This is a genomic window from Streptomyces macrolidinus, assembly GCF_023887685.1.
GTDB lineage: Bacteria > Actinomycetota > Actinomycetes > Streptomycetales > Streptomycetaceae > Streptomyces > Streptomyces macrolidinus.
Genome location: NZ_JAMWMR010000014.1, coordinates 66,977 through 91,851 on the forward strand (window position 1 = coordinate 66,977; position 24,875 = coordinate 91,851).

A 24,875-nucleotide genomic window follows, 5' to 3' on the forward strand; every position below is an offset into this window, starting at 1 on the left:
CGCAGGGCGGGCGCGGGATCGCGCCCCAGCCGTGTCCGCGCCGACCCGAAGGCCCGGTTCAGTCGCCTTCCGGCCGCAGCAGCGGAACCATCAACTGGTCGATCATCTCCTCGAGATCCCGCTCGCACCATTCACTGCCGCACACCTTCGCGCGGTACATCATCATCGCCGGGATGACATCGAAGACGTACTCGTTCGCGGCGCCACCGCGCACCTCCCCACGCTCTATCCCGCGGATGGTGACCTCACGCAGCAGCTTCGAGGTCGGCTCGACGAGACCTTCGAAGATCACGGCGTGGAAGCGTTCAGCCTGGAGCGTGTCGCATTCGTGAATCACCGAGCGAAGCGCCAAACCGGGGCACGAGTACATCACCTCCCGCGCCTGCCGACACAGCGCCAGCAGATCCTCGCGCACGCTCCCGAGGTCGGGCGCCCGATCGAGGCGCGGCAGCGCCGCCTGGAGCGCCGCCGCGACGAGTTCCTCCTTGGACGACCAGCGGCGGTAGACCGCGGCCTTGCCGGTCTGAGCGCCGGCCGCGACCCCCTCCATGGTGAGGCCGTTCCAGCCGACGGTACCGAGCTGCTCCAACACGGCGTCGAGGATCGCGCGTTCGAGCACGGCACCGCGCCGGCGCAGAGAGACCGGCTGCGCGGACGCGGCCGTCGGGGACGAAGTAGCCATCTGTACATCTCCGTTGAGCGTGGGGACGGGGATTGCGAGGCCCGTGGGACTGCGGCGACTACAGGGACTGCAGGGACCACAGGGGAAGCGGCGAGCGGGTGGGCGATGTCGTTGGAATCGAATTCAGTGAACGCTTGCGTTCCCTAAAGGGGATTGCTTACCGTTGGACGTGACAGTGAACGCGGCCGTTCACTAACTCACCTGTGGGGGACTCTCCGTGACAACCTCTCCGTTACTCCGGGATCAGAAGCAGGAAGCCACGCGCCGGGAAGGGCGTCCGGGCATCGCACTCGCCGTCATCGTGGCCTGCCAACTCATGGTGGTACTCGATTCGACGATTGTGAACATCGCGCTGCCGCACATTCAAGGCGCGCTCCGATTCAGCACCACCGATCTCACGTGGGTGATCAGCGCCTACACGCTCACCTTCGGCGGTCTGCTGCTGCTCGGCGGCCGGGCCGGTGACATCCTCGGGCGGCGTCGGGTCTTCATGACCGGCATCCTGCTGTTCACCTTGGCCTCGCTGCTCGGCGGACTGGCGCAGGAGCCCTGGCAGTTGCTGACCGCGCGCGCTCTCCAGGGCGTGGGCGGGGCCATAGCGTCGCCCACCGCGCTGGCGCTCATCACCACGACGTTCCCCGAAGGCCCCGCGCGGAACCGCGCGTTCGGCATCTTCGCCGCGGTATCGGCCGGTGGCGGCGCGATCGGCCTGCTGGCCGGCGGCATGCTCACGGAGTGGCTCGACTGGCGCTGGGTCCTCTTCGTCAACGTACCCATCGGCGCCCTGATCGTCGTGCTCACACCGAAGTTCATCAGCGAGTCCCCACGCCACCCGGGGCGCTTCGACATCGCGGGTGCGCTCACCTCGACGCTCGGCATGGCATCCCTGGTGTACGGCTTCATCCGCGTCTCCGAGGAGAACTGGCGGGACAGCCTGGCCCTCGGGTCCTTCGCCGCGGCCGTCGTGCTGCTGACCGCGTTCGTCTTCGTCGAGAGGCGGGCCGTGGAACCGATCACCCCGCTCAGGATGTTCGCCGACCGCAATCGCTCCGGCACGTACGTGATCATGCTGAGCCTGGCCGCGGCGATGTTCGGCATGTTCTTCTACATCGTGCTCTTCGTGCAGAACGTGCTGGGGTACACGCCGATTTCGGCGGGGGTGGCCTTCCTTCCGGTGACGGTGGCGATCGTGGCCGGCGCGGGTCTGTCGCAGCGGTTCCTGCCGGTGCTGGGTCCCAAGCCGTTCATGCTGACGGGCGCCACACTGGTGGTCATCGGACTGGTCTGGCTCACGTTCATCAGCCCGGACAGCTCGTACGTCACGGGGGTGCTCGGCCCGATGGTGACGTTCGGCTTCGGCATGGGTCTGAACTTCGTGACGCTGACGCTGACCGCGGTCTCGGGCGTGGCCCCGCACGAGGCGGGTGCGGCCTCGGGTCTGCTCAACACCACACAGCAGGTGGGCGGTTCGCTCGGCCTGTCCATCCTGACCACGGTGTTCGGCACGGCCAGCCGCAGCGAGGCGGACCGGCAGATACCGAAGTTCCTGGCGAACGGGACAGCCGAGCAGAAGGCGGAGTTCGCGAGGACGCGTCAACTGCCGGCTCCTTGGGGGCACGAGGTCCTCGCGCACGGCATCTCGACGGCGTTCGTCCCGGCCACCGTGATGGCCGTACTGGCCCTGGCCACGGCCGCGTTGGTCATCCGCGTACGCAAGAGCGACCTGGCGGCCCTGTCCGGCACGGCGGGACCGGCCGCGGGCTGAGCAGCCACAGGATGTGCGGCCCTGCCCGGTCCGCACGGCCCGGGGTGCCCGTCCTCGGCCACCGGACCTGAGGCCCGGCTGGTCCGCTACGTCGACGAAGGTGCCCAGTCAGGCAGTGGTTCCGCCCGTTCCAGCCAGTGCGCGGGCGGTGTCCCGGCCTTCTCGGCGGCCACCACTCCGCCGACGATGGCGCAGGTGGTGTCCACATCGCCGCCCACCTGGGCCGTCGTCCAGAAGGCCTGTTCGTAGTCGCCGAGGGCGCGCGCGGCCGACCAGAGCGCGAACGGCACCGTGTCGTGCGCGGTCGTACGCCGTCCGCAGCCCAGGACGGCCGCGACCGTCGCCGCGTCGCCGTAGTCGAGCATGTCGCGCGCCCGCCGCAGCCCGGCGCCGACGGCGCTCTTCGGGACGAGGGAGATGACGCCGTCGAGCAGGGCCTCGGCGCTCGGCGGACCTGCCGGAGCGGCGACGAGGGCGGCAGCCGCGGCGACGGCCATGGCACCGGCCACGGCCTCGCGGTGCTGGTGGGTGGTGTACGCGGAGATCTCCGCCTGGTGGGTGGCCTGCTCGGGCTCGCCCGCGTACCAGGCGCCCAGGGGCGCGATCCGCATCGCCGCGCCGTTGCCCCACGACCCCTGCCCCTCGAACAGCGCGGCGGCCAGTTCACGCCAGTCGCCGCCCTCGCGGACCAGCCGCAGCAGACGGTTCACGGCGGGTCCGTAGCCGCGGTCGAAGTCATGGTGCTCGGCGAAGGAGTGGGCCAGCGCGTCCTGGTCTACACGGCGGTGCAGGACCAGCACGGATACGACGGAGCAGGCCATCTCCGTGTCGTCCGTCCACTGCCAGCGGCCCGACGGCAGCTCGCGGCGCTTGAGCAGCGGATAGTTGGCGGGAACGAAGAACTGTGAGCCCAGCGCGTCCCCCACCGCCAGTCCGCGCAGGCTGGCCAGGGCGCGCTCCAGGCGCCGGGAAGGGAAGTCTGCGGTCGAGAAGTCAGCGGTCATCGCCCTGCCACTCTATCCGGTGACCCAGTACGGCTCCGGATCACGCCAGCGCTCGAACGGCTGGTCGAGGGCGTACTTGCCGTTCTCGCCGAGGACGAGCATGCGGGTCTCGCCGTTACCCGGGTTCGACAGGCATTCGAATTCGGCGACCGTCCAGTGGAACCAGCGCATACAGAACAGCCGCATGGCCAGTCCATGGGTCACCAGCAGGACGTTCGGCGGGTGGTCGGGGGCCTCGAAGCTCCGGAACAGGCTCTCCAGGAAGCCGCCCACCCGGTCGTACACATCGGCGCCGGACTCGCCCTGGGCGAAGCGGTAGAAGAAGTGGCCGTAGGCGTCCCGGTACTCCTTCTGGAGCTGTACGTCGTCGCGGTCCTGCCAGTTGCCCCAGTCCTGCTCCCGCAGCCGGGGCTCCTCCCGGACGCGGATCAGCTCGGGGTCCAGACGGAAGGCGTGGAGCGTCTCGTGGGTACGACGGTAGGGGGAGACGTACACGCTGACGCGCTCCCGGCCGAAGGTCTCCCGCAGTCGCCTGCCCGTCTCCTCCGCCTGCCGCCATCCCCGCTCGGTGAGCGGCAGCGCGTGGTCCGGCGAGCGTTCGTACACGGAGTCATCGGCATTGCCCGCCGACTCGCCGTGCCGGACAAGGACGATGCGCCGTGGTCGTACCATGGCAAAATCCTAGTGCCGTGGCGGGCGGTGTTCTTCTTGTCGTGATCGGACCGCCTACGGTGTCCGGTAGTCCACCGCCGCCCTGATCAGCACGTCCGCGGGCTCACACCGCCGTGATCATCGCGTCCGCGGGCTTCATACCGTCCACGTCGGCTCCAGGTCCACGACATCGCCCGTGAGCGCCGCGACGTCCGCTTCCGTCTGTGCCCGCAGCGCCAGGCGCTCCACGCGTTCGACCCGGTACTTGCCGTGCTCGGCGTCCGACTGCCACATCGACAGGACCAGGAACTCATGGCCCGGCGCCTCGCCGAACAGGCCGCGGACCATGCCCGGCGATCCGGCCATGGCGGGGTTCCACACCTTCTCCTGCATCAGCGCGAAGTGCTCGGCCCGTTCCTCGTGGACTCGGCAGTGCGCGACCCGCACCAGATCGGTGTCCGTGAAGCGGGGCTCGAAGCCGGTCTTCACATCGAAGCGGTGGTCGAACAGCCTGACCTGCGCGTCCGTGAACGTACCGGACTGCGACGCGGCGAGCCGGTCATGGGAACGCGCCATGAACGAGTCGTAGAAGGCGCGGCTCTCCCAGAACGCGAAGACATGCGCCACACCAGGCCTGCCCCGGCTCCAGCCTCCGCCCTGTCCCCGAAATCCCGGCTCCCCCAGAAGCCCCGCCCATTTCCGCTGCCCCCGCTCGAAACCGCGGCGATCGACCACGGTGCAGCGAATCCACTTGACCAGCACCGCGCCATCGTACGGCCCCGTACGTGGCCTTGGTCACTGTCCGGCGGACTCCACTCGGGCGAGGGGCCCGGTACGCGAGGCACAATGGACAACTGGCCACTGATGCACTGGAGTTCGTGCGGAGCAGTGCAAGGGATCGGGGAGGAACGTGTGATGAGCGCTCTCAACAAGGGCATCCAGAAGGTGGAGTTGGCACTGAAGTGGGACCCGAGCCCGGCGGGTCAGCCGCCCACCGATCTCGACATCGTGGCAGCGACCTACCTGGCGACGGATCCGTACGGGGACCCCGACTACGTCGTGCACTTCGACAGCCGTTCCCCGGACGGCACGATCAATCTGAACCGCGACAGCACCGACGGAAAGGGCTTCGGCTGGGACGAGGTCATGACGCTGGAGCTGTACCGGCTCGCCAGCCGCTACGCGCGCGTGGTGTGCGGCGTCGTCATCCAGCAGCACATGGGGCGCAAGACCTTCGACGACGTCCTGAACCCGGGGGTGCGGCTGCGCGAGGGCTACACGGTGCTCGCCGAGGACGACTTCGGCGGCGTACTGGGCTCGACCGCGACGACGGTGGGCGAGTTCGTCCGCGACGCCTCCGGTAAGTGGATGTTCACCCCGGGGCTGCACGGCCACGACACGGACCCCGCGGGCTTCACGCGCGTCATGGGCGCACCGCGCAGTTCCTGAGCGGCCCGCTCCCTCGTATGCCGAAGGGCGACACGACCATCGGCCGTGCCGCCCTTCCGAGGTTCGCCCTCAGGGGGTCAGGTCAGCTGCATCCGCTCGTCGAGCCGCAGCCCTCGCAGATGTAGCAGGAGCCCGCCCGCTGCATCTTGGTGCCGCAGGAGAAGCACAGCGGGGCGTCCGCCTGGATGCCGAGCTGCATCTCCACCAGTTCGGCGTTGGTGTGCGCCTGCTTCGGGGCCGACTGCGTCGCCGCGGTCTCGGCCTTCGGGGTGACGACCGTCTTCAGCTCCTGGGCGAGCGGCGCCGACTGGGCCAGGCCCTCGACGTCGATCTCCTCGTCGATCGGCTCGTACGAGCCGGTCTCCAGGTGCCGCTGGCGCTCCTCGGCGGAGTGGATGCCGAGCGCGGAGCGCGTCTCGAAGGGCAGGAAGTCCAGCGCCAGGCGGCGGAAGATGTAGTCGACGATCGACTGCGCCATCCGCACGTCCGGGTCGTCCGTCATACCGGCCGGCTCGAAGCGCATGTTGGTGAACTTCGAGACGTAGGTCTCCAGCGGCACGCCGTACTGCAGGCCCACCGAGACGGCGATGGAGAAGGCGTCCATCATGCCCGCGAGGGTCGAGCCCTGCTTGGACATCTTCAGGAAGACCTCGCCCAGCCCGTCGTCCGGGTAGGAGTTGGCCGTCATGTACCCCTCGGCGCCGCCGACGGTGAACGAGGTGGTGATGCCGGGACGACCCTTCGGGAGGCGCTTGCGGACCGGGCGGTACTCGACGACCTTCTCGACCGCGGGCTGCGCGGCGGACACCGGCGCCTGCTTCTCGGTGGTCTCCTTCTTCTTGGCGGAGAGCGGCTGACCGACCTTGCAGTTGTCGCGGTAGATCGCGAGCGCCTTGATGCCCAGCTTCCAGGCCTCGAAGTAGATCTCCTCGACCTCCTCGACGGTCGCCGACTCCGGCATGTTGACCGTCTTGGAGATGGCGCCGGAGATCCACGGCTGGATCGCGGCCATCATCCGGACGTGGCCCATCGGGGAGATGGCGCGCTCGCCCATGGCGCAGTCGAAGACCTCGTAGTGCTCCTGCTTGAGGCCCGGCGCGTCGATCACATTGCCGTGCTCGGCGATGTGATCGACGATCGCCTCGATCTGCTCCTCCTGGTAGCCGAGGCGGCGCAGCGCCTGCGGCACGGTGCCGTTGACGATCTGCATCGAGCCGCCGCCGACCAGCTTCTTGAACTTGACCAGGGCCAGGTCCGGCTCCACACCCGTGGTGTCGCAGGACATCGCGAGACCGATGGTGCCGGTCGGCGCGAGGACGGACGCCTGGGAGTTGCGGAAGCCGTTCTTCTCGCCGAGGCGGAGCACGTCCTGCCAGGCCTCCGTGGCGGCGGCCCACACCGGCGTGTCCAGGTCGTCCATGCGGACGGCCGTGGCGTTGGCGTCGGCGTGCTGCTGCATGACGCGCAGATGCGGCTTCTCGTTGCGGGCGTAGCCGTCGTACGGGCCGACGACCGCGGCCAGCTCGGCGGAACGCTTGTACGCCGTGCCGGTCATCAGGGAGGTGATGGCACCGGCCAGGGCGCGACCGCCATTGGAGTCGTACGCGTGCCCGGTCGCCATGAGGAGGGCGCCGAGGTTGGCGTAGCCGATGCCGAGCTGGCGGTACGCGCGGGTGTTCTCGCCGATCTTCTGGGTCGGGAAGTCCGCGAAGCAGATCGAGATGTCCATCGCGGTGATGACCAGCTCGACGACCTTGGCGAAGCGCTCGACGTCGAAGGACTGGTGGCCCTTGCCGTCGTCCTTCAGGAACTTCATCAGGTTCAGCGAGGCGAGGTTGCAGGACGTGTTGTCCAGGTGCATGTACTCGCTGCACGGGTTCGAGCCGTTGATCCGGCCGGACTCCGGGCACGTGTGCCAGTGGTTGATCGTGTCGTCGTACTGGATGCCGGGGTCGGCACAGGCCCAGGCGGCCTCGGCCATCTTGCGGAAGAGCGACTTGGCGTCGACCTCCTCGATGACCTCACCCGTCATACGGGCGCGCAGGCCGAACTGCCCGCCGCTCTCGACGGCCTTCATGAAGGTGTCGTTGACGCGGACCGAGTTGTTGGCGTTCTGGTACTGGACGGAGGTGATGTCGTCACCGCCGAGGTCCATGTCGAAGCCCGCGTCGCGCAGGGCGCGGATCTTCTCCTCCTCCTGGACCTTGGTCTCGATGAAGTTCTCGACGTCGGGGTGGTCGACGTCCAGGATGACCATCTTGGCGGCGCGGCGGGTGGCGCCACCCGACTTGATCGTTCCGGCGGAGGCGTCGGCGCCCCGCATGAAGGAGACCGGGCCGGAGGCGTTGCCGCCGGAGGAGAGCAGCTCCTTGGAGGACCGGATCCGGGAGAGGTTCAGGCCGGCGCCGGAGCCGCCCTTGAAGATCATGCCCTCTTCCTTGTACCAGTCGAGGATCGACTCCATGGAGTCGTCGACGGACAGGATGAAGCAGGCGGAGACCTGCTGGGGCTGGGGGGTGCCGACGTTGAACCAGACGGGGCTGTTGAAGCTGAAGATCTGGTGCAGGAGGGCGTACGCCAGTTCGTGCTCGAAGATCTCCGCGTCGGCGGGCGAGGCGAAGTACTTGTAGTCCTCACCGGCCTTCCGGTACGTCTTCACGATGCGGTCGATCAGCTGCTTGAGGCTGGTCTCGCGCTGGGGGGTGCCGACGGCACCACGGAAGTACTTGCTGGTGACGATGTTGACCGCGTTCACCGACCAGAACTCGGGGAACTCGACGCCACGCTGCTCGAAGTTGACCGAGCCGTCGCGCCAGTTGGTCATGACGACGTCACGGCGCGCCCACTCGACCTCGTCGTACGGGTGCACGCCGGGGGTCGTGTGGATGCGCTCGACCCGCAGTCCCTTGGTGGCCTTGGCCCCCTTCGCTCGGGAACCTCGTGCCGGACCGCTCGCCGTCTCTGTCATGCCGCCTCCCTGTTTCGGGCAAAACGCCCAAAGGTACCCGTTTCTTCCCGGGGCACCGTGTCGTCTGTCTGCTTGTCACGCGCGTCCGTGCGCGGGCGCGCGTGACGGGTGTGTGTGCGCCGCCGACGAGGCCGGCCCCTGCCGGCCCTCGCGTCAGTCGGTGGCGGTGGCGGGCACGGGGGCGTCGGCCGCCCCGCTGGACCCGCGATCGGCTCCCTGGCACGCCCCGTCCGGGTCGTCGTCCACGACGAGGCGCTCCTGCTGCTGCTTCCTGAGTTCCGCGATGGCGGCCTCGAAGTCCTCCAGCGAATCGAACGCCCGGTACACGGACGCGAACCGCAGGTAGGCGACGAGGTCGAGCTCCTGCAAGGGACCGAGTATGGCCAGGCCCACGTCATGGGTGGTCAGCTCGGCGCTCCCGGTGGCCCGCACCGCCTCCTCGACCCGCTGGCCGAGCTGGGCGAGCGCGTCCTCCGTGACCGGCCGCCCCTGGCATGCCTTGCGCACGCCGTTGATGATCTTGGTGCGACTGAAGGGCTCGGTGACTCCGGATCGCTTGACGACCATCAGCGAGCACGTCTCCACCGTCGTGAAGCGACGGGAGCAGCCGGGGCACTGACGGCGCCTGCGGATCGACGTGCCGTCGTCGGTCGTACGACTGTCGACGACGCGGCTGTCGGGGTGCCTGCAGAAGGGACAGTGCATGGCTCCAACCCTCCTTTTCAGCACGGCTCATAGACCTCGCGAGGCCTCACGGGCCCCTCGAAGCAGCCCCAAGCATAGGCGATCGAGAGAGCCGCCAAGACCAAGGGACCACAACTTCTGGGCCACTGTCGCAATCCAACCACTACATGTAGCGATCGGCTCATACATACGTCGTTGACGCGCGTCGACATGGACCGACGGACGCGTGCCGCCAGAGCGCCCCGAAGCGGGCCCTGCGCGGGCACGTCGCGCGTCGCCAGGGACGCCGCGGGGCGAGGGGCCGGTTCCCGGCCCGCGGGGCTGCGGATGGCAGACTGAGCGCCGACCGCGGCGACCCGGCAGGCCGTCACCCCGGCGGTGAACAGTACAGCAATGAGCGCATTTGTCCGCAGGGGCACAGCACAGGCCATACACCCGGCTTCCTGATCACGTAAGGCATTTCGCAGTTTTTCACTCGAACGTGTGTTTGGTGCAACCTTTCGAAAGCAATTACCGTTGTGCTGCACGGGAGACCATCGAGAGGGGCCGACGTGACCACGACCGCAGACAGTGCGACCATCACTGCCCAGGACCGCCCCCAGGGCCGACTCGAGCCGGTGCATGCCATGAACGAAGCCACGAACCCTGAGGGCCCCAAGAGGTCCCTGCCCGGCCGTCCGCCAGGCATCCGGGCGGACAGTTCCGGGCTCACCGACCGGCAGCGCCGGGTGATCGAGGTCATCCGGGACTCCGTGCAACGTCGGGGGTACCCCCCGTCGATGCGGGAGATCGGCCAGGCCGTCGGCCTATCCAGCACGTCCTCCGTGGCCCACCAGTTGATGGCACTGGAGCGCAAGGGCTTCCTGCGTCGCGACCCTCACCGCCCACGCGCGTACGAGGTGCGCGGTTCGGACCAGTCGACCGCCATGCAGCCCACCGACACCGCGGGCAAGCCTGCCGCGTCCTATGTCCCGCTCGTCGGCCGCATCGCCGCCGGTGGCCCCATCCTCGCCGAGGAGTCGGTCGAGGACGTCTTCCCGCTGCCCCGGCAGCTCGTCGGCGACGGTGAGCTGTTCGTCCTCAAGGTCATCGGCGACTCCATGATCGAGGCCGCGATCTGTGACGGCGACTGGGTCACCGTCCGCCGTCAGCCCGTCGCCGAGAACGGCGACATCGTCGCCGCGATGCTCGACGGCGAGGCCACGGTCAAGCGCTTCAAGCGCGAGGACGGCCATGTGTGGCTGCTGCCGCACAACTCCGCGTACCAGCCGATCCCTGGCGACGAGGCGACGATCCTCGGCAAGGTGGTGGCGGTGCTTCGGCGGGTGTGACCCGACCGCGGCGGGCGGACCTCTCCACGCCTGCCCCTGATCCGGGCCCCGGGACCCCTGCGCCGGTTCCGGGGCCCCATGCTGTCCTGAGCCCGCCCTGTATGTCTCGTTGCGCCTTCTCTGTTACGCCTCGTTCGCCTTCGCCGCGGCGTCGATCGCCGACAGCGACTTGCGTACCTGGTTGCGGTCCGTCGTGTACCAGAAGTCCGGCAGGGACGCCTTCAGATAGCTGCCGTAGCGGGCCGTGGCCAGCCGCTGGTCCAGCACCGCTACGACGCCCCGGTCCCCCGTCGCCCTTACGAGGCGGCCGGCGCCCTGTGCCATCAGCAGCGCGGCATGGGTCGCCGCGACCGCCATGAAGCCATTGCCCCCGGCGTCCTCGACGGCCTTCTGGCGCGCGCTCATCAGCGGGTCGTCGGGGCGCGGGAAGGGGATCTTGTCCATGACCACCAACTGGCAACTGGCGCCGGGGACATCGACACCCTGCCAGAGCGACAGCGTGCCGAAGAGGCAGGTCTTCGGGTCCGCCGCGAAGTTCTTGATCAACTCGCCGAGCGTCTCCTCGCCCTGGAGGAGGATCGGGAACTCGGGGATTCGCGTACGCAGTTCCTCGGCGGCGAGCTGTGCGGCCCGCATCGAGGAGAACAGGCCCAGTGTGCGGCCACCGGCTGCCTGGATCAGCTCCGTCAGCTCGTCCAGCATGTCGGCGCGGTCGCCGTCCCGCGCGGGCCGCGAGAGATGCCGGGCGACATACAGGATGCCCTGCCTCGGATAGTCGAACGGGGAACCGACGTCGACGCCCTTCCACTGCGGGAGGTCCTCGCCCTCCGCGCCCTCGGGGCCGAGGCCGAGGGACGCCCCGACGCCGTTGAAGTCGCCGCCCAGCTTCAGCGTGGCGGAGGTGAGGACCACCGAGCGGTCGGCGAAGAGCTTCTCCCTGAGGAGCCCCGACACCGACATCGGGGCGACCCGCAAGGAGGCGCCGAAGCGGTCGTGGCGCTCGTACCAGACGACGTCCCACTCCGAGCCGTTGGTGATCCGCTCCGCCACCTCGTGCACGCTCTCCACCGAGGCCAGCGCCTGCTTACGGACGGCGTCCTCGTCCTGGACGGACTTGTCGCGGGTGTTGCCGAGCGCGGTGATCACCGTGCGGGCGGCGTCGCGCAACGCCATCAGGGCATAACCGAGGTCCTCGGGGATCTCCTCGAGACGGCCGGGCAGGGCCAGCTCCATCAGCCGCTCAAAGCCCTCGGCGGCCGTCTGGAGCTGGTCGGCGGACTTCTCGTCGACGAGCTTGGCGGCGCGGCGCACCGCGCGGTTGACCTGGCCGGGGGTGAGTTCGCCGGTGGCGACACCGGTCACCCGGGAGACCAGCTCATGGGCCTCGTCGACGATCAGCACCTCATGCTGCGGGAGGATCGGCGCGCCCTCGATGGCGTCGATCGCGAGCAGGGCGTGGTTCGTGACGATCACCTCGGCGAGCTTGGCGCGCTCGCGGGCCGTCTCGGCGAAGCATTCGGCGCCGTACGCGCACTTCGAGGCGCCCAGGCACTCGCGCGACGACACCGACACCTGGGCCCAGGCGCGGTCCGAGACGCCCGGCGTGAGGTCGTCGCGGTCACCGCTCTCCGTGTCCTGCGACCATTCGCGCAGCCGCAGCAGGTCCTGGCCCAGCTTGCTGGTGGGCGCGGCTGCCTCGAACTGGTCGAAGAGTCCCTCCTCCTCGTCCTGCGGGACACCCTCGTGCAGACGGTGCAGGCAGAGGTAGTTCGAGCGGCCCTTGAGCATCGCGAACTCCGGGCGGCGGCGCAGCAGTGGGTGCAGTGCCTCGACCGTGCGTGGCAGGTCGCGCTCGACGAGCTGGCGTTGCAGCGCCAGGGTGGCGGTCGCCACGACGACGGGCTCCCCGTGCGCGAGCGCGGGCACCAGGTAGCCGAGCGACTTGCCGGTGCCGGTGCCGGCCTGGACCAGCAGATGGGAACCGTCGTCGATGGCCTCCGCGACGGCTTGGGCCATGGTCACCTGGCCGGGGCGCTCCGTGCCGCCGACGGCTGAGACGGCAGCGTGCAGGAGTTCGGGGAGTGAGGGCTTCGTCATAGCGCGACCACCCTACGGCCCGGCGCCGACAACTGGGGCATCGACGCCGGGGCTCGTGGTGCGCTCATGGGGAGCGCGGAGGTCGGGGCGGTCTTGTGGGGCGCGGGGCGCTACTGGTGGGGCTTGCGATCGAAATCGGCGTGGGAATTTCTTCGTTCTCGGGAACCCGCACCGTACGCGGCTCGTTACGGAGAGTGATAGCGCTGGAGCAGATGGCGCAGGGACCGGTCTCGGACCATCAGGGCGGCTCGCTTGTCGGGCAGGTCGACCTCGGCGGAGAACCGGAAGCCGGCGCTCAGGAACGCGGCGATGGAGGGGGTGTTGCGAAGGTCGGGTTCCGCGATGACGCGCGCGCAGGAAGGACGCCGGTCCAGGACGAGGTCGGCGACGTTACGCAGCAGGGTGGAGCCGAGGCCGCGCCCGCGGTCGGCGACACCGCCGATGAGCAGGTGGATCCCGGTGTCATGGGGACGCGCCGGATAGTGGCGGGCCAAGGGGTCGAGGTCCGCCCGGTAGATCTCCCAGTAGCTCATCGGTGTGCCGTCCAGGACGCCGAGGCAGGGGATGCTGCGTCCGTCACCGGAGTGTTGCGCGCGCAGGTGCCGCTCGGTCACCGACTCGTCTCCCGCCAGGTCCCAGAAGACCGCGACGGCGGGGTCGTTCATCCAGCGGGCGACGAGTGGGAGATCGCGGCGGGGATCCACGGGAGCGAGGCGGAAGTCGCCTGCCGGGGTGGCGATCGTGCCCCAGTCGGCGAGGCAGTCGAGGAGGTCGTCGTCCCAGGGGACGTCGGGAGAGGAGGCGGTCGCTCGGGGTGGACGCGTGACCGTGGTGGCCGGGGCGGCGGCGCGCCGGTCCGCCTCTCCCCCCGCGCACAGGGCCATGAACTCTTCCGGCAGCTTCAGGTCGAGGGTGTCCTCGCAGTCCGAGCCGGACCGCGGGCCTCGGCTCGATCCGGGTCCGGGAGTCGGTCGGGCACCCGGCCCGGCGCCTGGTCCGGCACTCGGTCCGGCATCCGGTCCGGAGCCGGTGCCGGTGTCGCGCTCCGTGGCGTGGGCGGAGGCGGTGCCGGCGTCGGGGCTCGCGTCGGTGGGAGGCACGGCGACGCTCCTCTCAGGAGACGGGATGGGACATGTTCCTCAGGAATGAAGGGGGTTGGTGAGGGTGACGTAGACGGACTGGGTGTCCACCGGGCCGACGAGTTCGTCGAGGCCGTGCAGCCGGGTCAGCAGATTGGCCTTGCAGCGCAGGACGGGTGAGTCGAGCAGGCGGGCGGGCAGGGGTGTGCGCAGACGGCCGGGGCCGGTGGCGGCATCGGTGAGGAAGCGGCGGAACGCGGCGAGCAACAGCCGTTCGTCGGCGAGACGTTGGGAGCCGAAGGCGCCGATCAGGCCGAACACGTTGTTGATGCCGAGGTAGTAGGCGAAGCGTTCGTCGGTGACCTCGTCGGATACGAAGGTGTCGCTGTGCGCGCCGATGCCGGGCAGCCGGGCATCGAGTTCCGCGTGGTGGGACTCACGGAAGTAGTAGCCCTGGTTGTCCCGGAAGCGACCGCCCGCGGGCCAGCCCTCGGAGTCCAGCAGGAGCAGAGTGTTCTGCTGGTGTGCCTCCAGGGCGATGCCCGCCTCCGCGTCCAGCCAGAGCACGGGGCGGACGACCTGTTCGAGGTAGCGCAGGAACCACTCGGTGGCGACGGCGCCGCGGGGTCGGCCGGTGCGTCCCGCGAGGCGGGTGACGATCTCGGCGAGGCGGGAGTGCGGGGCTCGGTGGTGCGGTCCGGCGGGGCGGGCACCGGCTCGGGGCGAGACCAGTGCCGCGATGCAGGAGGCGTCGTCCGTCGGGGCGAACGGGTTGTGGCGGATCATCACGTCCAGGCCGGTCACCGGAGTGCCGTCCAGGCCGTCGACGGCGACCCAGGCCGGATCGCGGACGATGTCGAAGCCGGGGTGCGCGGCCCGCCACTGCTTGCCGAGTCCTCGGCGCAGCAGGCGGTGCACCTCGACGCCTCGGTGGAGTTCCTTACGGAGGTGCTCACGGCGGGAGTTGGTGATGCGCAGGCCCAGTGACAGTTTCAACATCACCGGGGCGCCCGGCTGATGGACGGTGCGGACGGAGGAGGTGGGGTGCCAGGAGTCGCCGTGTGAGCCGAGGTCTCGGAGCAGCCCGGCGTCCAGGAGGGCGGCGGCCTCGGGGCGTTGCTGGATCTCGCGTGCCTGCCAGGGGTGCAGCGGCAGCGCCGTGAAGCCGTCCGGCACCGCGAGGCCGGGGCCCGCGAGCCGTTCGGTCAGTCGGCCCGCGGGCACGTGACGGCCGCCTTCCGTCCAGGCCGAGTCGGCCGCGACCACCGAGGGGGCGACGGCCATCCAGTGCAGCGGGAAGTGGCCGCGCAGTTCGGGTGAGTAGCGCCGGACCTCGGCGTCGGAGAGGCCCTCGCGGCTCTTGGCCGTGGGGTGCGTCGGGTGGCCGAGCAGCAGCGCCTGTTCCGCGGTGAGGAAGAGATCGGTTCCGTCCGTGGGGTGTGCTCGGCGGTCGGTGATGAAGACCGCGGTGAGACGGAGGGAGTCGGCGACGCGGCTCACCAGTTCGGTGTGGTGGGCGGGTGGGGCGGCCGGGGTGGCGTGGTGGTCCGGTGTCTTCGGCTCGGTCTCCGCCTCCGCCTCCGTCACCGTCGCCTCGGTCTTCGGCTCTGTCTCCCGGGCCAGGAGTGCCGCCAGCATTGTCGCGTCCACGGGCGGGGTCGGCTCCGGTGTGGCCAGGCGGGGTGAGCCGAAGCGGTGCCAGCCGGTCGGGGACCAGTAGTGGACCGGTACGTGGAGGGTCGTACCGCTGGCGGGGAGGGGGATGCGGAGTGTGCTGTCGGCGGGGGCCGCGAGGTCGTTCTCGCGTACCCAGCAGCGCAGGAGGTTCTCCAGGGTCGCGGCCTGGGCCGCCGTCCATGGGTCCGCGTCTTCCAGGGGGTCGACGGTGGCGCCGCGCAGGGGCGCCACCTCGGGGGACGCGGCCTGCTGCCGGGGGACGGTGTCGCGTTCCGGTACCGGGGCGGCGGCGGTCGGTGCGGGGTCGGGTTCTCGGGTGGGGAGGTGAGGGCCGCCGTCGGGGGTGGGGGTGGCGTTCAAGGGCGTTCCTTGCGAGGTCGTTCCGGCTCGTCGCGCGACGGACCGGGCGGTACGGGTGCGGGGCAGTACGGGTGCGGGGCGGTACGGGTGTGGAAGCTTGGGCGGAGGGCGGTGGTGTGTGCGTGGGCTCAGGGGCGTGCGGGCCTGTGGGCCACCGCTGCCACGGCGTCCGCGAGCCGGTCCAGGACCGCGGTCGCCTGCTCGTCACTGATCGTCAGCGGCGGCAGCAACCGCACCACGCTCGCGTGCCGACCGCCCAACTCCACGATCAGGCCGCGCCGCAGACATTCCCGTTGCACCGCGGCGGCCAGGTCGGGCGCGGCGGGACGCGGACCAGCGGCTTCGGGACCCGCCAACTCTTCGTTCGGGAGGGCCGGTTCGGGTTCCGCCTCGGGGTCGACCAGTTCGACGCCGATCATAAGGCCCCGGCCGCGTACGTCCCCGATGCAGGGGAACTCGGCGGCGAGTGAGCGGAGTTGGGCCATCATGCGGGTGCCCAGCGCGGCGGCGCGCTCGGCGAGGTTGTTCTCCCGTACATAGGCGAGGGTGGCCGCGCCCGCGGCCATGGCGAGTTGGTTGCCGCGGAACGTGCCCGCGTGGGCGCCGGGTCGCCAGACGTCGAGGTCCTCGTGGTAGACGACGACGGCGAGGGGCAGACTGCCGCCGATCGCCTTGGAGAGCACCATCACGTCGGGCACCGCGCCGCTGTGCTCGACCGCCCAGAAGCGGCCCGTGCGGCCCACGCCGGTCTGCACCTCGTCCGCGATCAGCGGGATCGACCGGGCCTCGGTGATCTGCCGCATACGGCGCAGCCATGCGTCGGGGGCGGGGTGCACGCCGCCCTCGCCCTGGACCGGTTCGAGGATCATCCCGGCGGGTCGTGGTACGCCCGACTTGGCGTCGTCGAGCACCGACTCGGTCCAGCGGGCGGCGAGTTCGGCGCCGTACTCACCGCCGATCCCGAACGGGCAGCGGTAGTCCTGCGGGTAGGGCAGCCGGGTCACGCGGACGTCGGTCGCGCCGCCGGACGCTTCGAGGGCTCCGGCGGTCATCCCGTGGTACGCCCCGGTGAAGGCGAGGATCCCGCTGCGGCCGGTCGCCGTGCGCACCAGCTTGAGCGCGGCCTCGACGGCGTCGGTCCCCGCCGGTCCGCAGAACTGCACGCGCGCGTGGTCGGCGAGGCCGGGTGGCAGCGTCCGGAACAGCTCGGTGATGAAGGCGTCCTTGACCGGGGTGGCCAGGTCCAGGACGTGCAGCGGGGCACCGGAGTCGAGGACGTCGCGGATCGCCTCCAGGACCACGGGGTGGTTGTGGCCGAGGGCGAGCGTGCCCGCGCCGGAGAGGCAGTCGAGGTAACGGCGTCCGTCGGCACCCTCGATGGTGAGCCCGCGCGCCCGCACGGGCACGATGGGCAGGGCACGCGCATAGGTGCGCGCCGCGGACTCCCGCGCCGACTGCCGCCGCAGGATGCCGTCCTGCGCAGCGTACGGGACCTCGGTTCTCTCCGCCGTCACGCGCGCCCCGCGCTCCCCCGCCGCTTCCGCGCGCCCTTCCGGTTCGCCCTCGTGCGGCACCGCCGCGGTCTCCGTCACGGTCACGACGTAGGTCCTCCCGCTCTCCAGGGGCGATGGGGCGCGGGGCAGAGCCTGGACGGCAGGCAGGCACCCCGTACCTACCAACGACGTCGACGCCCGGGGGAAGCGGGTGAACGTGAACGGAAGATCCAGCCGAAGGCCTGGCCGAAGATCCAGCCGAGCGCCCAGTCGACGGGTCGGCCGAGGTCCCGGCCCGTCAGCGGCGGTGTGCCGTGACCGCGATGGCGGGCAGGACCGCCAGGGAGAGGACGCCGCCGGTCAGGGCGAGGACCGGATAGCTCGCGGCGGACACGACCATGCCGGAGGCCAGACCCCCGGTGGCGCCCGCGATCGCGATGGAGACGTCCACCAGGCCCTGGGTCCTGGCCCGGGTGGCCAGAGGTACGGCGTCGGTGATGATCGCGGTGCCGGACAGCAGACCGAAGTTCCAGCCGAGGCCCAACAGGGCGAGCGCGAGCGCCAGTAGCGCGACGGAGTCGGCCGGTGCGGCGGCGGCGACGATCCCGGCTGCCAGCAGGGTGAGACCGGAGGCGGCGGCGACGGCGAGACGGCCGTAGCGGTCGACGAGCCAGCCGGTGAGCGGGGAGGGAAGGTACATCGAGCCGACATGGACGGCGATGACGAGGCCGGAGGCGGCGGTGCCATGGCCGTGGTCGTGCATATGGACGGGGGTCATCGTCATGATCGCGGCCATGACGAGCTGGGTGACGATCATCACCAGCGCGCCCAACACCACGCCGGGGCGCCGCTGTTCGGCCGCCGCGACCGGGTCGGCCGCCGAGGTGGGTTCGGTCACCGAGATGGGGGCGGGCGCCGCCTCCTGCTGGGCGCGGGCGAGCAGGAGAGGGTCGGGGCGCAGCCAGAGGAACAGGACCGCGGCGGCCAGGAAGTAGGCGGCGCCCGCGAGGAGGAAGGGCCCGGCCAGACGGGGGATGCCGAGGGTCACGGCGAGGTCGCCGGTGGGGGCGGCGAGGTTGGGGCCGATGACACCGCCGAGAGTGGTGGCGACCAGGACGGTGGAGAGGGCGCGGGCGCGATGGGCGGGGGCGGCGAGGTCGGCCCCGGCGTAGCGGGCCTGGAGATTGGTGGCGGTACCGGCGCCGTAGACGAACAGGGCGAGGAACAGCAGGACGGGGCTGCCGAGCGCGGCGGCGGCGATGACGCCGACGCTGCCGAGGGCGCCGGTGAAGTATCCGGCGGCGAGCCCAGGGCGGCGGCCGTGCGCCTGGGAGACGCGGCCCACCGCGAGGGCGGCGAGCGCTGACCCGGCGGTGAACAGGGCGCTGGGCAGTCCGGCCAGGTCGGTGGAGTGGAGCACGTCCTGGGCGAGCAGGGCACCGACGGTGATGCCCGCCGCCAGTCCGGCGCCGCTGAGGACCTGGGAGGCGACGAGGACGGTCAGGGTGCGGCGTTGGGCCTCTGGATGGGCCGATATACCGGCGGTCGCGGGGGCGGTGCTCGTCACGGTGCTCCTTTGCACGGCGGCCGGGGCCGCGTCGGGCTCGGCCGGTCCGCGCGGGGCGGACCGGCCGAGGTCGGGGCGGTACAAGGGTCAGGGCGGTACAAGGGTCGGGGCGCGGCGGTTCACGCAGCGGGCGGATACGCGCCGCCGCACCCGGCGCGCGCCCTCAGACCGGCTCCCCGGCGGCCCTGGGCAGGCCGATGGCCACGGGCAGGTCGGCCAGGCGCCATTCGAGCATGCCGTCGTCCAGTCGGATCGCGCGGCGGCCCAGGTCGGTCAGCAGGCGCACCGCGTCGTGGGCGAGGACACAGTACTCACCGCGGCAGTACACGACGATCTCGGTGTCCTCGGGCAACTCGTCGATCCGCTCGGCCAGTTCGCCCACCGGGATGGAGCGGGCGCCGGGGATGTGACCGGCCCGGTACTCGTCCGCCGGGCGTACGTCCAGCACCACCACGTCCCCGGCCCGTACGCGCGCGTGCAGGTCCTCGCGGCTGACCTCCCGCCCGTCGTCCTCGCCGAGGTAGGCGTCTCGGGCGACGGGTACGGCGGCCTGATGGGTCTCGGCGACCCTGCGCAGCAGTGCGAGCAGGTGGGCTACGTCGTCCCCGGCGAGGCGGTAGTGCACTCGCGTGCCCTCACGGCGGGTGGCGACGAACCCGGCCTGTTTGAGCGTCTGCAGGTGTGCGGAGGCGGTCGTCAGGTTCAGCTCGGCCGCCTTGGCCAGGGCGTCGACGGTGCGCTCTCCCTGGGCCAGCAGGTCCAGCAGTTCCAGGCGCTTCCCGCTGGCCAGCGCCTTGCCGCTGGCCGCGAAGGCCTCGTACAGCCGTGCCTTCGCGTGCCGGTCGCCGATCTCCGTCATACGAACCCGCCTCCACTCCTCCACAATTCCATGGAATATTGTAGAGCAGGGCGCGGGGGCCCACATCCCTCTTCGTCGTTCCTGTGCCGCGTTCCGGAGGACCACCGTGGGCATCACCGCCGACCACCCGACATCGACGCCGGACCCCGCCGCAGCCCCACGGGACAGACCACCCGTACGGCTCGGACTGCGGGAGAACTGGCCGCAGTTCACGCTGCTCGTCGTCGTCAACGTCTGTGTGGGCGGCCTGGTCGGCCTGGAGCGCACCACCGTCCCGTTGATCGGCGCCGAGGTCTTCGGGCTGACCAGCGGCCTGGCCGTCTTCTCCTTCATCGTCGCCTTCGGTGTCACCAAGGCCCTGACGAACCTGGCCGCGGGAGCGCTGACCGCCCGCTTCCGCCGCAAGCAGCTCCTCGTGGCGGGCTGGCTCGTCGGCATCCCCGTGCCGTTCGCGCTCGCCTGGGCGCCGTCGTGGGGATGGATCGTCGCGGCCAATGTGCTGCTCGGCGTCAACCAGGGCCTGACCTGGTCGATGACCGTCAACATGAAGATCGACCTGGTCGGCCCCGCCCGTCGCGGGCTCGCCACCGGGCTGAACGAGGCCGCCGGTTACGTCGCTGTCGGCGCCACCGCCCTGTTCACGGGCTACCTCGCCACCGCCTACGGCCTGCGCCCCGCGCCCGAACTCATCGGTGTCGTGTTCGTGGCCGCGGGCCTCGGTCTGTCCCTGGTCGTGCGCGACACCGCCGCCCATGTCGCGCTGGAGCTGACCCAGCACCCGAAACCGACCGCCACCACCGCCACCGCCATCACCACCGCCGCAACCGCCACCGCCGAGCAGCCCATGGGCCTCGCCCGGACGTTCACGCGGACCTCATGGCACGACCGCTCGCTGCGCGGTGCCAGCCAGGCCGGTCTGGTCAACAACCTCAACGACGGCCTGACATGGGGTGTCTTCCCGCTGCTGTTCACCGACCACGGCCTGGGGCTGGCCGCCGTCGGTCTGATCAAGGGCCTGTACCCGTTGCTGTGGGGCGTCGGGCAGATCGCCACCGGTCACCTCGCGGACCGTATCGGCCGCAAGCCGCTCATCGTCACCGGCATGTTCGTCCAGGCCGGTGGCTTCGTCCTCGCCCTCGCCCTGCTGGACACACCGCTGCTCGCGGGCGTCCTGTCGGCGGTGGCGCTCGGTGTCGGCACCGCCCTCGTCTACCCGGCGCTGATCGCCTCGATCTCCGACCACGCCCACCCCACCTGGCGGGCCAACGCGCTGGGCACCTACCGCTTCTGGCGCGACATCGGCTACGCCGCGGGAGCCCTCGTGGCCGGTGTCCTCGCCGACACCCTGGGGCTGAACGCCACCGTGGTCGCCGCCGCCGTCCTCACCGCCGGGTCCGGCCTCCTCGCCGCCCGCTGGATCACCGAACACCGGCCCGCCTGATCAGTGCGCGGCGCGTGCGGGCACCCGCCGCGTCACCGTATGCCGTACCCCGGTCCCTGTGAAGGCCAGCGCCGCCGCGGCCACCAGCGCGAGCAGGACGAGCCCGACCGCGTACGAACCGTACGCGCCGTACAGCGAGCCCATCACCAGCGGCGGGACGAACCCGCCGAGGCCGCCCGCCGCGCCGACGACCCCGGTGACCGAGCCGACCGTGTTCGCCGGGGCCAGCAGCGCCACCAGGGCGAACACCGCGCCGCTGCCCGCGCCGAGCGCGGCGGCCATCACGAGGAACGCGATCGTGCCGACCGGCGCCAGCGCCGGGGTGAACGACTGGACGAAGGCCCCGGCGAGCACCGCGGCCAGCGCCCCGGCCAGCACCCGCACCGGCCCCACGCGGTCCGACAGCCAGCCGCCGACCGGGCGCATCGCGACCGCCAGCAGCACGAAGCCGGCCATGCGGTTCGCCGCGTCCGCCTGTGTCAGTCCGTAACCCGTCTTCAGGTACGTGGGCAGGTAGACGGAGAAGGCGACATAGCCGCCGAAGGCCACCGCGTACAGGGCCGACGCCTGCCAGGTGATCCCGAGCCTCGCGGTGGCGGCCAGGCGGCGGCCCAGCGGCTCGGTGGGTACGGTCCTGCCGGGCGCGTCGCGCAGCAGCAGCGCCGCGAGGACCGCGTACGCCGCGAGGACCCCGGCGGTGAGCAGGAACGGGGTCCTCATCCCGTGCGCGTCGACCAGCTTGACGGTGGTCAGCGCGCTGATGGCGGTGCCGCCCATGCCCATGCCGAAGACACCGATGGCCATGCCGCGCCGCCGCGGCGGGAACCAGGCGTTCACGACGGGTACGCCCACCGAGAAGGCGGTGCCGCCGATGCCGAGGAAGAAGCCCCCGACCAGCAGCGCGGTGAGTGAGGAGTGCCCGGCGAGGCCGAGGTAGAGGACGGGCACGATGGTGGCCGCGGTGACCCAGGGGAACATCACCCGCCCGCCGAAGCGGTCGGTCAGCGCGCCGACCGGGACACGGCCGAGGGAGCCGACCACGACCGGCACCGCCACCAGCAGCGACTGCTGGAACGAGGTCAGGTCCAGGCTGTCCTTGAACCGGGGGCCGAGCGGGCTGAGCAGCGCCCAGGCCCAGAAGTTGACCGCGAAGCCCACGGTCGCCAGCGCCAGCATCAGCCAGGCCCGCCCCGGCACGGAGTCGCCCAAGGCCTGGTCCTGGCCGTGACCCTGGTCCTGGCCCCGGCCCTGGTCTGGTTCCGGGTCCCGCTCTGCAGACGGCTGAAGCATGCCGCCCTCCCCTGTCGTACGCACGGTGGGGCGGCCCCGATCATGGGCCCGGGGCCGCAGGCCCGCCGACCATATGCCGGTGGCCCGAAGCCACTATCGACAGCGGGACGCCCGCGCGGGGTGGGCCGTCCGGCCCGACCACCCGACCCGGCAGTCCCCGGTTTCCATCCGAACGGCCCCCGGCCCGGGATCACCAACAGACAGGGCCAGCAAGGGAGTTGAGGTGCTCGCCGGTCAGGTGACGGGCAGCGCGGCGGCGAGCAGGACGACGCCCAGCGAGCCGACCAGCGACGCCATGGCCAGGACTCGGGCCGTCTTCGGGCGACCCTTGGCGTACGCGACGCCGTGCGCGGCTGCGGCCAGCATGACCAGCAGAAACAGGACGAGCTTGGCGGCCAGTGTGCGCCCGTAGCCGGGGTCGGCGAGCGAGGCCCAGGTGACGCCCCGGTGCCAGGCCATGGCCCACCCCGTGGCCAGCTGCACCGGCAGGAACACCGCCCCGGTCAGCAGTCCGAACCGGCGCCCGGCCGCGGACGCGAAGCCGTCCCTGTCCTTGGCCGAGAGCATCCGCCGGGCCAGTGGCAGCACCACAAGACTCAGGGCGAGCTGCCCGCCGACCCACAGCACGGCCCCGGCGACATGGAGGAACCGCACCAGGGACCAGAGACCGACGGTACCCACCGCTGCTTACCTCCACCGGGCCGCACGGGCCCTCCAACCGAACTGTTCGAGCGTACCGGGACGGGCGCCACCGCCGACCGCGGGGCCTGCCGAGCCGCTGGTCACCCGGCTTCCGGCGGCCGTCCGGTCCGCGCCGCGGCGAGGCCGTCGGCCAGCAGCGGGGCCAGCTCGCTCTGGTGGGGGAAGCTCCCGGGCCGGTAGCCGCACCACGGTTCCTCGGCGTACGGGTCCCCGGTGACGCCGTAGGCGCGCGAGCGGGAGCCGCCGCAGACCCGGCGGAACTCGCAGGCCCCGCACCGGCCGCCCAGCCGGTCGGCGTCCCGGAGTCCGGTGAACAGCTCCGAGGTGCGGTAGATCTCGGTCAGCGGCGTCTCGCGCACGCTGCCCGCGCCGAGCGGCAGGAAGCCGCTGGGGTGCACGGTCCCGGTGTGCGAGACGAAGACGAAGCCGCGGCCCGCGTTGACGTCCAGCGGTGGCCGACGTGCCCGGCGCCCTCCGGAGGCGAGGCCCGACTCGGCGCTGCGATCGCGCAGTTGCCGGTAGAGCGGGCCGAGCCCCAGTACCGCGACATGGTCCTCACCGGCGTCCGACAGGACCTTGCGCTGGAGTGCGACGCGGCGGAAGTGGTGGGCCTCGGTCGTCTTGGCGGGCACGGTCAGGCCGACGTCGTACACGAAGTTCAGGACGTCCTCGACCTCGGCCGGGGTGAGCGTGCCGAGCTGACGGCCGCGCCCGGTCGGCACCAGGAAGAAGACGCTCCACAGCATCGCGCCGTGGTCGAGGACCAGGCGGGCGATGTCGGGGAGGTCATGGAGGTTGTGACGGGCGACCGTGGTGTTGATCTGCACCTTCATCCCGAGTGCGCGGGCGGTGTCCCAGGCGTCCAGGGTCCAGCGGTAGACCCCGCTCACCCCGCGGAATCCGTCGTGCAGCTCGGCGGTGGAACCGTCCAGGCTGAGCGAGAGCCCGACCGCGCCCGCCTCGTGCACGGCCCGCAGCCGGTCCCGGGTGAGGGTGGGCGTGCCGGAGGGGGACACGGCGACGCGGACCCCCGCCTCCTCGCCGTACGCGATCAGCTCGTTCAGATCGGGGCGCTGGAACGGGTCGCCACCGGTGATCACGAAGATCGGGGCGGGCTGCCCGAACGCGGCGACCTGGCGCAGCAGGTCCTGCGCGGCAGCGGTGTCCAGCTCGCGCGGGTCGCGGCCGGGCACGGCCTCGGCGCGGCAGTGCACGCAGGCCAGCGGGCAGGCGCGCGTGGACTCCCAGATGACGATGAACGGCTTGTCCGCGACGTTCTGGTGCTGTCGGCGGATGGCTCGCGCACCGCTCACCGGGTCCTCCGTCTCACCGGGTCCTCCGTCCCATATGGGTGTGCGTCGTACGTCCGGCCGCCCGAGAGTCAGGGCAGACGTGGCAGGCGGCCGGACGATGACTGGTCCGGACCGTGCGGGGCGCCCGCTGCGGGGGACGACGAGGAAGACAGCCGCGCGGGCGCTCGGTGCGTTCGTACACGGGTCACCTCCGGATCAGTCGTCTGCAAGCTTCCGGCATCGGTGGCACCCGGCGCGGCGGCCGAACTTCCCTAGGCCGGTGGGCCGAAGGTCCCTGGTGTCGCGGGCGGGCTAGGGCCGACCGGATGGCACATGCCGCCCGGCCGGCGCGCATGAGCAGCAACTACCCCTTCGCTCCGGTGGCTTGAGTGCCGATCGGAGCGATCGGCCGGGGCCGACGGGCTGTTCGCCGGGGCCGTTCGGCCCCAGGCTCGCCACCGCGGCGGGACCTAGCGTGCGGGTC

At 71.3% G+C, this 24,875-nt stretch carries 19 protein-coding genes; 4 read left to right on the top strand and 15 right to left on the bottom strand.

Translation table 11 applies throughout. From position 1 onward, the window contains the following. Positions 1–58: 58 nt before the first annotated feature. Positions 59–682, bottom strand: a complete 624-nt coding sequence (locus NGF19_RS17140; RefSeq protein ID WP_252425814.1) for a TetR/AcrR family transcriptional regulator — start codon at positions 680–682, stop codon at positions 59–61. 217 nt (positions 683–899) lie between these two features. On the opposite strand from NGF19_RS17140, the gene NGF19_RS17145 reads away from it, so the two are divergent. Further along, positions 900–2,447 carry an MFS transporter gene (locus NGF19_RS17145; protein ID WP_252425815.1) on the top strand — a complete coding sequence of 516 codons (1,548 nt, stop codon included), beginning with the start codon at positions 900–902 and terminating at the stop codon, positions 2,445–2,447. Positions 2,448–2,533: 86 nt separating this feature from the next. Here NGF19_RS17145 and NGF19_RS17150 read toward each other — a convergent pair whose 3' ends face one another. The 3 genes from NGF19_RS17150 to NGF19_RS17160 all read right to left on the bottom strand — a co-directional run bounded on the left by NGF19_RS17150 (position 2,534) and on the right by NGF19_RS17160 (position 4,864). Further along, positions 2,534–3,451: an ADP-ribosylglycohydrolase family protein gene (locus NGF19_RS17150; protein ID WP_252425816.1), complete on the bottom strand. Its 918-nt coding sequence runs from the start codon at positions 3,449–3,451 to the stop codon at positions 2,534–2,536. Between the two features lie 12 nt (positions 3,452–3,463). Continuing rightward, a complete protein-coding gene (locus tag NGF19_RS17155; RefSeq protein WP_252425817.1) occupies positions 3,464–4,123 on the bottom strand; it encodes a histidine phosphatase family protein in 660 nt (219 codons plus the stop codon). A gap of 135 nt (positions 4,124–4,258) precedes the next feature. After that, a complete protein-coding gene (locus tag NGF19_RS17160) occupies positions 4,259–4,864 on the bottom strand; it encodes a YdbC family protein (protein ID WP_252425818.1) in 606 nt (201 codons plus the stop codon). A gap of 153 nt (positions 4,865–5,017) precedes the next feature. Between NGF19_RS17160 and NGF19_RS17165 the strand changes: the two genes are divergently transcribed. Next, positions 5,018–5,551, top strand: coding sequence for a TerD family protein (locus tag NGF19_RS17165; protein ID WP_252425819.1), 534 nt, complete (start codon positions 5,018–5,020; stop codon positions 5,549–5,551). Positions 5,552–5,633: 82 nt separating this feature from the next. On the opposite strand, the gene NGF19_RS17170 is transcribed toward NGF19_RS17165, so the two are convergent. Beyond that, positions 5,634–8,519: a vitamin B12-dependent ribonucleotide reductase gene (locus NGF19_RS17170; RefSeq protein ID WP_252425820.1), complete on the bottom strand. Its 2,886-nt coding sequence runs from the start codon at positions 8,517–8,519 to the stop codon at positions 5,634–5,636. Between the two features lie 153 nt (positions 8,520–8,672). Further along, the gene (gene nrdR / locus NGF19_RS17175) at positions 8,673–9,224 is read right to left on the bottom strand and encodes a transcriptional regulator NrdR (RefSeq protein ID WP_252425821.1); all 552 of its coding nucleotides are present in this window, start codon (positions 9,222–9,224) and stop codon (positions 8,673–8,675) included. 530 nt (positions 9,225–9,754) lie between these two features. Between nrdR and lexA the strand changes: the two genes are divergently transcribed. Next, a complete protein-coding gene (lexA, locus tag NGF19_RS17180) occupies positions 9,755–10,534 on the top strand; it encodes a transcriptional repressor LexA (RefSeq protein ID WP_252425822.1) in 780 nt (259 codons plus the stop codon). 123 nt (positions 10,535–10,657) lie between these two features. Here lexA and NGF19_RS17185 read toward each other — a convergent pair whose 3' ends face one another. From NGF19_RS17185 to NGF19_RS17210, 6 genes are all read right to left on the bottom strand, one after another. After that, positions 10,658–12,631 (bottom strand): ATP-dependent DNA helicase, encoded by a 1,974-nt coding sequence (locus tag NGF19_RS17185; RefSeq protein ID WP_252425823.1) that lies wholly within the window; start codon positions 12,629–12,631, stop codon positions 10,658–10,660. 185 nt (positions 12,632–12,816) lie between these two features. Further along, positions 12,817–13,731: a GNAT family N-acetyltransferase gene (locus NGF19_RS17190; protein WP_252425824.1), complete on the bottom strand. Its 915-nt coding sequence runs from the start codon at positions 13,729–13,731 to the stop codon at positions 12,817–12,819. A 39-nt stretch (positions 13,732–13,770) separates the two neighbouring features. Further along, positions 13,771–15,747, bottom strand: coding sequence for an IucA/IucC family protein (locus tag NGF19_RS17195; protein ID WP_372505669.1), 1,977 nt, complete (start codon positions 15,745–15,747; stop codon positions 13,771–13,773). Positions 15,748–15,875: 128 nt separating this feature from the next. Further along, the gene (locus tag NGF19_RS17200) at positions 15,876–17,261 is read right to left on the bottom strand and encodes a diaminobutyrate--2-oxoglutarate transaminase family protein (protein ID WP_252425881.1); all 1,386 of its coding nucleotides are present in this window, start codon (positions 17,259–17,261) and stop codon (positions 15,876–15,878) included. Between the two features lie 277 nt (positions 17,262–17,538). Next, the gene (locus NGF19_RS17205; protein WP_252425825.1) at positions 17,539–18,807 is read right to left on the bottom strand and encodes an MFS transporter; all 1,269 of its coding nucleotides are present in this window, start codon (positions 18,805–18,807) and stop codon (positions 17,539–17,541) included. A 163-nt stretch (positions 18,808–18,970) separates the two neighbouring features. After that, the gene (locus NGF19_RS17210; RefSeq protein WP_252425826.1) at positions 18,971–19,666 is read right to left on the bottom strand and encodes an ArsR/SmtB family transcription factor; all 696 of its coding nucleotides are present in this window, start codon (positions 19,664–19,666) and stop codon (positions 18,971–18,973) included. Between the two features lie 106 nt (positions 19,667–19,772). On the opposite strand from NGF19_RS17210, the gene NGF19_RS17215 reads away from it, so the two are divergent. Further along, a complete protein-coding gene (locus NGF19_RS17215; protein WP_252425827.1) occupies positions 19,773–21,107 on the top strand; it encodes an MFS transporter in 1,335 nt (444 codons plus the stop codon). Here the strand turns inward: NGF19_RS17215 and NGF19_RS17220 are convergent, their stop codons facing one another. The 3 genes from NGF19_RS17220 to NGF19_RS17230 all read right to left on the bottom strand — a co-directional run bounded on the left by NGF19_RS17220 (position 21,108) and on the right by NGF19_RS17230 (position 24,412). Further along, positions 21,108–22,283: an MFS transporter gene (locus NGF19_RS17220; RefSeq protein ID WP_252425882.1), complete on the bottom strand. Its 1,176-nt coding sequence runs from the start codon at positions 22,281–22,283 to the stop codon at positions 21,108–21,110. It abuts the gene before it with no gap. Between the two features lie 348 nt (positions 22,284–22,631). Further along, positions 22,632–23,078 carry a hypothetical protein gene (locus tag NGF19_RS17225; protein WP_252425828.1) on the bottom strand — a complete coding sequence of 149 codons (447 nt, stop codon included), beginning with the start codon at positions 23,076–23,078 and terminating at the stop codon, positions 22,632–22,634. Positions 23,079–23,179: 101 nt separating this feature from the next. Next, complete coding sequence (locus NGF19_RS17230) at positions 23,180–24,412, bottom strand: TIGR04053 family radical SAM/SPASM domain-containing protein (RefSeq protein WP_252425829.1); 1,233 nt, start codon at positions 24,410–24,412, stop codon at positions 23,180–23,182. Positions 24,413–24,875 lie beyond the last annotated feature (463 nt).